General features: G+C 74.7%; 8 protein-coding genes. 5 read left to right on the forward strand and 3 right to left on the reverse strand.

Annotated elements, in window-relative coordinates; translation table 11 throughout:
• Positions 1–929: DUF6350 family protein (locus ACFV6I_RS20260; protein WP_380426733.1), on the forward strand; the 929-nt coding region annotated here is incomplete at its 5' end.
• Positions 930–960: 31 nt separating this feature from the next.
• Here the strand turns inward: ACFV6I_RS20260 and ACFV6I_RS20265 are convergent.
• Entirely contained in the window at positions 961–1,608 is a 648-nt protein-coding gene (locus tag ACFV6I_RS20265; protein ID WP_063349025.1) for a hypothetical protein, read from the reverse strand.
• A gap of 368 nt (positions 1,609–1,976) precedes the next feature.
• On the opposite strand from ACFV6I_RS20265, the gene purN reads away from it, so the two are divergent.
• Positions 1,977–2,636, forward strand: a complete 660-nt coding sequence (gene purN, locus ACFV6I_RS20270; RefSeq protein WP_371518479.1) for a phosphoribosylglycinamide formyltransferase — start codon at positions 1,977–1,979, stop codon at positions 2,634–2,636.
• On the forward strand, positions 2,633–4,210 hold the full coding sequence (gene purH, locus ACFV6I_RS20275) for a bifunctional phosphoribosylaminoimidazolecarboxamide formyltransferase/IMP cyclohydrolase (protein ID WP_063349027.1): 1,578 nt from the start codon (positions 2,633–2,635) through the stop codon (positions 4,208–4,210). The genes purN and purH overlap by 4 nt, the downstream gene beginning before the upstream one ends.
• A gap of 131 nt (positions 4,211–4,341) precedes the next feature.
• Here purH and ACFV6I_RS20280 read toward each other — a convergent pair whose 3' ends face one another.
• Together ACFV6I_RS20280 and ACFV6I_RS20285 are read right to left on the reverse strand one after the other, a co-directional pair.
• Positions 4,342–4,971, reverse strand: coding sequence for a hypothetical protein (locus ACFV6I_RS20280; protein WP_380426735.1), 630 nt, complete (start codon positions 4,969–4,971; stop codon positions 4,342–4,344).
• Positions 4,972–5,106: 135 nt separating this feature from the next.
• Positions 5,107–5,229 (reverse strand): hypothetical protein, encoded by a 123-nt coding sequence (locus ACFV6I_RS20285; protein WP_363369236.1) that lies wholly within the window; start codon positions 5,227–5,229, stop codon positions 5,107–5,109.
• Positions 5,230–5,560: 331 nt separating this feature from the next.
• Here ACFV6I_RS20285 and ACFV6I_RS20290 point away from each other — a divergent pair, with 331 nt between their 5' ends.
• On the forward strand, positions 5,561–6,415 hold the full coding sequence (locus tag ACFV6I_RS20290; protein WP_063349029.1) for a bifunctional methylenetetrahydrofolate dehydrogenase/methenyltetrahydrofolate cyclohydrolase: 855 nt from the start codon (positions 5,561–5,563) through the stop codon (positions 6,413–6,415).
• A 35-nt stretch (positions 6,416–6,450) separates the two neighbouring features.
• Positions 6,451–6,876, forward strand: a complete 426-nt coding sequence (locus ACFV6I_RS20295; RefSeq protein ID WP_063349030.1) for a DUF3017 domain-containing protein — start codon at positions 6,451–6,453, stop codon at positions 6,874–6,876.
• The last annotated feature ends 149 nt before the right edge of the window (positions 6,877–7,025 follow it).

The raw sequence follows: 7,025 nt of genomic DNA on the forward strand, positions 1-7,025 counted from the left end.
GACCGGCCGGCGGCGCGGCGGCGGTGCGCGGCTCGGTGCTGGCGGCCGGGGCGGGCCTGGTGGCGGCGGGCGGGGTGCTGGTGGCGGTGGCGGCGGCGCTGGACGCGGCGGTCGGGGGCGGGCGCGGGATGGCGGTGCTCGGGCGCGGGCCGGCGGCCCTGGTCGGGCTGCTGCTGCTCGGGGTGGTGCTGCTGCCGAACGCGGTGCTCTGGGGGACGGCGTACGCCCTGGGCCCGGGGTTCGCGGTGGGTTCCGGGACGGTGGTGGCGCCGGGCGGCACCGTGCTGGGCCCCGTCCCGGAGTTCCCGATGTTCGCCCTGCTGCCGGCGGAGGGCCCGGGCGGCTGGCGGCTGGCGGCACTGCTGCTGCCGGTGCTGGCGGGGGTGGTGCCGGCGGTGCTGCTGGGCCGGGCGGCGGCCGGCCCGCGCGCAGCGGCCGAGGCGGGGTCCGGGACCGGCGACGGGGACGGCAACGGGGGCGGCGACGGACCGTGGCCGCTCGCGGTGACGGTGGTGGCGGTGCTGGCGGCGGCGTTGCTGACCGGCGTCGCGGTGGCGGCGGCGAGCTGGCTGGCGGGTGGCGCGCTGGCGGGCGGCCGGATGGCCCGGCTGGGGCCGGCGCCCTGGTGGACGGGACCGGCGGCGGCGGGCTGGTTCGCGCTGGTGGCCGTGCCGGGTGCGCTGCTGGTACGCCATCGGGCGCTGTGCCCCGCGACCGTCCCGGAGGCCGACGAAGGGGTCGACGAAGGAGTCGACGGAGAGGTTGACGGGCAGACCGCCGAGGAACTCGACGCGGACGCCGACGAGGAGGCCCTGCCCGCCGCCCGCGCCCGGTCGGCCGAGCGGCTGCGCCGGGGGGTGCTGCTGCTGCGGGCCCGCGGGTACGCCGCGGTGCTGCGCCTGGGCGGGCGGGGTCCCGGGAGTGACTAGGCCTTGTCCGGCAAGACCGGCCGGACAGGGTCTAGCCGGCGTTCCCGGTGAAGTCGACGTACCACTTGGGCGCGAACCGGTCGCAGTTGTCGGCGCCGACGGAGGTCAGCGAGTCCCGGACGCAGGTGACGTAGTCGTTGTAGTACATCCCGAGGCCGATCACCGAGGTCGCGACCACGACGGTCATCGCGCCGGTGAGGATTCCGGCGAGCGCGGCCGGGGTGAGCGGGTTCGGGGCGGCGGGCTGGCGGGCGGCGGTCTGGGGAGCGGCGCCGGTGACGGCGGCGGCCGGGGCGGGCTTGGGGGTCCGCAGCGCGCTGATGCCCCACACGATGCCGAGCGCGCCGACGAACAGGGCGGCCCAGTGGAAGCCGGCGAACAGGCAGACCAGCGCGAGCGGCCCGGCCAGTGCGGCGTTGCGGGCCCGGCGCTGGGCGGGGTCGGCGGGGTCGAGCTTGGGCGGCTGCGGGGCCGGTGGGGTGGGGCGGCCGTCCTCGGGCCGGCCGGGGCCCCAGGGGTGCGGCGGCGGGAGCTGCGGGCGTTCGCCGGCGCCCTGGCCGCCGGTGCCGTCCGGGCCCTCGCCGGGCCAGGGGTTGCGCGGCTGCCACGGCTGGTCCGGGGCATCCGCCGGCGGCGGCGCGAAGGGGTTGCGCTCGCCGGTGTCGTCACCGCTGCTCATGGTTCAGCCATTCCTTCTCGGTCGGGGCGGCGGTCTCCCGCCTTCCCTATGATCCCGCAGCCGTTCGCCGGTCCTCAGGCGGCCTGCCCGCTGCGCGGGTGCCGGGAGGGCCCGTGCCAGGGGCGACTCCGCTGTGCGGGCCGGAGGAGATCCCCGTCTCAACTACGCGCGTAGCGCCGCCGGGAGGGTGCGGAGGCCGTCCGACCAGCCGTTATCGTGGTGACGGTCAGCAGCTCGCAGAGGTTCCCGGGTGCCCGCGTCGCGGTGGGTTCTCCTGGTGTTCCCCCTCGCTCGACCTGCCGTTCGTAGTGGCCCCACCACCGGTGGACGTACCAGCGGGCGGCGCCCGACCTACGGAGAATCGCGCAGTGGCCGCCGCCCCCGCCCAGCTCTTCCCGCCCCGTACGCCCGGACCGGCCCGCCTGGTGGTGCTGGTCTCCGGTTCCGGTACCAATCTGCAGGCGCTGCTCGACGCCGCAGCCGATCCGGCGTACGGCGCCGAGATCCTCGCCGTGGGTGCGGACCGCGACGGCATCGCGGGCCTGGAGCGGGCCGAGAAGGCGGGCCTGCCGGTCTTCGTCCACCGGGTGAAGGACTTCGCCGACCGGGCCGACTGGGACCGCGCGCTGACCGCCGCCGTCGCCGCCCACGAGCCGGACCTGGTGGTCACGGCCGGGTTCATGAAGATCCTCGGCCCCGAGTTCATCGCGGCCTTCGCCGGGCGGATCGTCAACACCCATCCCGCACTGCTGCCCTCCTTCCCCGGCGCCCACGGCGTCACCGACGCGCTCGCGTACGGGGTGAGGGTCACCGGCTGCACCGTCCACCTGGTCGACGCCGGGGTGGACACCGGGCCGATCATCGCGCAGGGCGTCGTCGAGGTCGTCGACGCCGACCACGCCGATGGCGGCGAAGCGCTGCACGAGCGCATCAAGACTGTCGAGCGCAAGCTGCTCGTCGACGTCGTGGGCCGGCTGGCCCGCGAGGGCCACCGCATCGAGGACCGAAAGGTATGGATTCCGGCATGAGTGCCAGCTCCACCACGCCCCCCGTTTCGGAGAACATCCGTCCGATCCGTCGTGCGCTGATCAGCGTGTACGACAAGACCGGTCTGGAGGAGCTGGCCCAGGGCCTGCACGCCGCCGGGGTCGCCATCGTCTCCACCGGCTCCACCGCCGGCCGGATCGCCGCCGCCGGCGTCCCGGTGACCGAGGTCTCCGAGCTGACCGGCTTCCCGGAGTGCCTGGACGGGCGCGTGAAGACGCTGCACCCCCGCGTGCACGCCGGCGTGCTCGCCGACCTGCGGCTGGAGTCGCACCGCGCGCAGCTGGCCGAGCTGGGCGTCGAGCCCTTCGACCTGGTCGTGGTGAACCTCTACCCGTTCAAGGCCACCGTCGCCTCGGGCGCCACCCCGGACGAGTGCGTCGAGCAGATCGACATCGGCGGCCCGAGCATGGTCCGCGCCGCCGCCAAGAACCACCCGTCGGTGGCCGTGGTGGTCGACCCGGCCCGTTACGTCGACGTGCTGCGGGCCGCCCAGGAGGGCGGCTTCGACCTGGCCACCCGCAAGCGCCTGGCCGGTGCGGCGTTCGCGCACACCGCCGCGTACGACGTCGCGGTCGCCTCCTGGTTCGAGGCCGGCTACGCGCCGAGCGACGAGCGGTTCCCGGAGTTCCTGGGCGCCACCTGGGAGCGGCAGAACGTGCTGCGCTACGGCGAGAACCCGCACCAGGGCGCCGCGCTGTACAGCGACGGCAGCGGCGGCCTGGCCGGCGCGGAGCAGCTGCACGGCAAGGAGATGTCGTACAACAACTACGTCGACACCGACGCCGCCCGCCGCGCCGCGTACGACCACGCCGAGCCGGCCGTCGCGATCATCAAGCACGCCAACCCGTGCGGCATCGCGACCGGCGCGGACGTCGCCGAGGCGCACCGCAAGGCGCACGAGTGCGACCCGGTCTCGGCGTACGGCGGCGTGATCGCGGTCAACCGCCCGGTCACCGTCGAGCTGGCCGAGCAGATCGCCCCGATCTTCACCGAGGTCGTGGTGGCCCCCGGTTACGAGGACGGCGCCGTCGAGGTGCTGGCCCGGAAGAAGAACCTGCGGGTGCTGCTGGCCCCCGAGGCGCCGGCCAACCGCCAGGAGCTGCGCCCGGTCTCCGGCGGCGTGCTGCTCCAGGACGCCGACCGGGTGCAGGCCGAGGGCGACGACCCGGCGAACTGGCGGCTGGCCACCGGTGAGGCGCTGTCCGAGGCCGAGCTGGCCGAGCTGGCCTTCGCCTGGCGGGCCTGTCGGGCCGTCAAGTCCAACGCGATCCTGCTGGCCAAGGACGGCGCCTCGGTGGGCGTCGGCATGGGCCAGGTCAACCGGGTCGACTCCTGCAAGCTCGCGGTCGAGCGGGCCGGGGAGCGGGCCAAGGGCGCGTACGCGGCCTCGGACGCGTTCTTCCCGTTCGCGGACGGCCCTGCCATCCTGATCGCGGCCGGCGTCAAGGCGATCGTCCAGCCGGGCGGTTCGATCCGGGACGAGGAGGTCGTCGCGGCGGCCGCCGAGGCCGGGGTGACGATGTACTTCACCGGTGCGCGGCACTTCTTCCACTGATCGCGTTCCACCGCTCGCCCGGCGCACCGCCCGGGTGACGGCATGACAGAGCGGCCCCCCGCCTCCGGATGGGGAGCCGGGCCGCTCGTCGTCCGATCCGCTCGGACCGGGCCGGTCAGTGGTGCGGCCGGTCAGTAGCGCGGCCGGGCGAACCAGGCGACGCCGTCCTTGACGCTCATCCCGACGATCATCGTGATCGAGACCGCGAGCCACATCAGCGTGAAGACGATGCCGACCGGGTTGGCGTTGTTGGCGAACGAGCCGGCCAGTCCCAGCAGGCCGAGCAGCGCGCCGAACGAGCCGTACACCAGGGTGGTGATGCGGACCGCGGGCCCGCCCTTGCCGAACTTCACGCCCAGCGTGATGGAGAAGGCCGCGAACAGCGCGCACACGATGCCGACGACCACCAGCACGCCGGCCGCCGCGTTGCCGAAGCCGTTGAACGGGTCGCTCCCGTCGATCTGCTGGGCCCGGTTGGTGACCTCCTTGGCCGCCGCGGCGGCTATCAGGTAGATGCCGCCACCGATGATCTGCACGGCGCCGATGATGAACAGCAGCACCCGGGTGGTGACCACCAGGCCCGGCATGTTCTGCGGGACGGCCGGCGGGTAGCCGTAGCCCGGTCCGCCGCCGTAGCCCGGCGCGGGCGGCGGGTAGCCGTACCCGGCCGGCGGGGCCTGCTGGGGGTAGCCGTAGCCGGGAGCCTGCGGCGGCTGGCCGTACGGGTTGTTCGGGTTGTTCGGGTCGGGCGGGTAACTCATCGATGCCTCCGGGCAGTTGCGGGGACGTGGGGACGGGACGGAGGGCCCGGTTCCGGTTGGCGAGTCGGGTCGCCGGTGGAACGGGACGCTAACGGAGGGGAGTGACAGCCCGGAGCGGATCCGGGCGCGGCCGGCTCAGGCGCGCGGTGAGAGCGCTGAGAGCGGTGAGAGCAGTGCGAGCGGAGTCGTCGACGGGCCCGCTGCGGGCAGGACGGCGCCGCAGTGGTCGGGCGGCTCGGTCTGAAGTGGTCGGCTCACGTGCTCTTTCCCCCGGGTACGCCCCCGCCGGGTGTCCGTCGGCCCGTCACCGGGCCGGGTCGCGGCAGGGAATGCCCGCATATCGTCAACCGGACGGCGGGGCCGTGTCCAGCCGGTTCCGCGCGCCGGACCGAGACTGTGGCGCAACCGCAACGTGGTCCGGGCCTTCCGTACCCGTCCGAACCCGTCCGACCGCAGGACGGGAGGCTGGCGGGGGCCGACGGGGGCCGACGGGGGCCGACGGGGGCCGGCGGGGGCTGGCGGGAGGACGACGGGGGTTCGAAGACGGGCCCTGGTGCGGCGGCTTGCCGCGATCCGGGAGAATGGGGTCATGACTGCCCAGATTCTCGATGGCAAGGCCACCGCCGCCGCGATCAAGTCCGAACTCGCCGCCCGCGTGGCGGTCCTCAAGGCGAAGGGCGTCACGCCCGGCCTCGGCACCGTCCTGGTCGGCGACGACCCGGGCAGCCGCTGGTACGTCAACGGCAAGCACAAGGACTGCGCCGAGGTCGGCATCGCCTCGATCCAGCGCGAGCTGCCCGCGACCGCCACCCAGGAGGACGTCGAGAACGTCGTCCGCGAGCTCAACGCCGACCCCTCCTGCACCGGCTACATCGTCCAGCTGCCGCTGCCCAAGGGCCTGGACCAGAACCCGGTCCTGGAGCTGATGGACCCGGACAAGGACGCCGACGGCCTGCACCCGACCTCGCTCGGCCGGCTCGCCCTGGGCATCGAGGGGCCGCTGCCGTGCACCCCGCTGGGCATCGTCGAGCTGCTGCGCCGGCACGACGTCGAGATCAACGGCGCCGAGGTGGTCGTGGTCGGCCGCGGCGTCACCGTCGGCCGCTCGATCGGCCTGCTGCTGACCCGCCGCAGCGAGAACGCCACCGTGACCCTGTGCCACACCGGCACCCGGGACCTCGGCTACCACCTGCGCAAGGCCGACATCATCGTGGCCGCCGCGGGCGTGCCGCACCTGGTCAAGCCGGAGGACGTCAAGCCGGGCGCGGCGGTGCTGGACGTGGGCGTCAGCCGCAGCGAGGGCAAGATCGTCGGCGACGTGCACCCGGGCGTGGCCGAGGTGGCCGCCTGGATCTCCCCGAACCCCGGCGGCGTGGGCCCGATGACCCGCGCGATGCTGCTTAACAACATCGTCGTGGCGGCCGAGCGCCGCGCCGGCGTCTGACCCCGCGACCGACACCACCACGAGGGACGGCGAGCATGACGGAACCGCGACCGGCGCGGACCCCGCGCAGGCCGGTCAAGACCACCGGCACCCTGCCGCCCGAGGGCGCGGCCGCAGCCCTCGGACGCGACCACACCCTGCCGGTCCGGCAGTGGCCGATAACGCTGGTCCTGCTGGTGGTCGGGGCCGGCCTCGCGGTCACCTGGTTCGCCGACTTCAAGGACGGCTTCAAGTACGGGCTGCTGATCCTCGGCTGCGGGGTGCTGCTCGGGGCCGTCCTGCGGCTGGTGCTGCCCGAGGTCGGGATGCTGGCGGTGCGCAGCCGCTTCACCGACGTGATCGTGCTGACCTTCCTGGGAGCGTCGATCGTGCTGCTGACCCTGGTGGCGCAGCCGAACCCGTGGCTGGAGATCCCGTTGCTCGACAACATCGGCAAGTTGATCGGCCGGCCCAAGCACTGACGCCGGGGTGACCGTGACGGCCCCCGCCCGGCGAGCCACGGCGGGGGCCGCCGGCCGGGGTGTCGCAACAGCCCGGCCCCCACCCGCGGCGGACGCTGACCATGGGGATAACCAGGAGCCCGTCACACCATGTCGAGCGCGCAGACACC

The sequence above is a fragment of the Kitasatospora sp. NPDC059803 genome (genome assembly GCF_042732255.1).
Lineage (GTDB): Bacteria > Actinomycetota > Actinomycetes > Streptomycetales > Streptomycetaceae > Kitasatospora.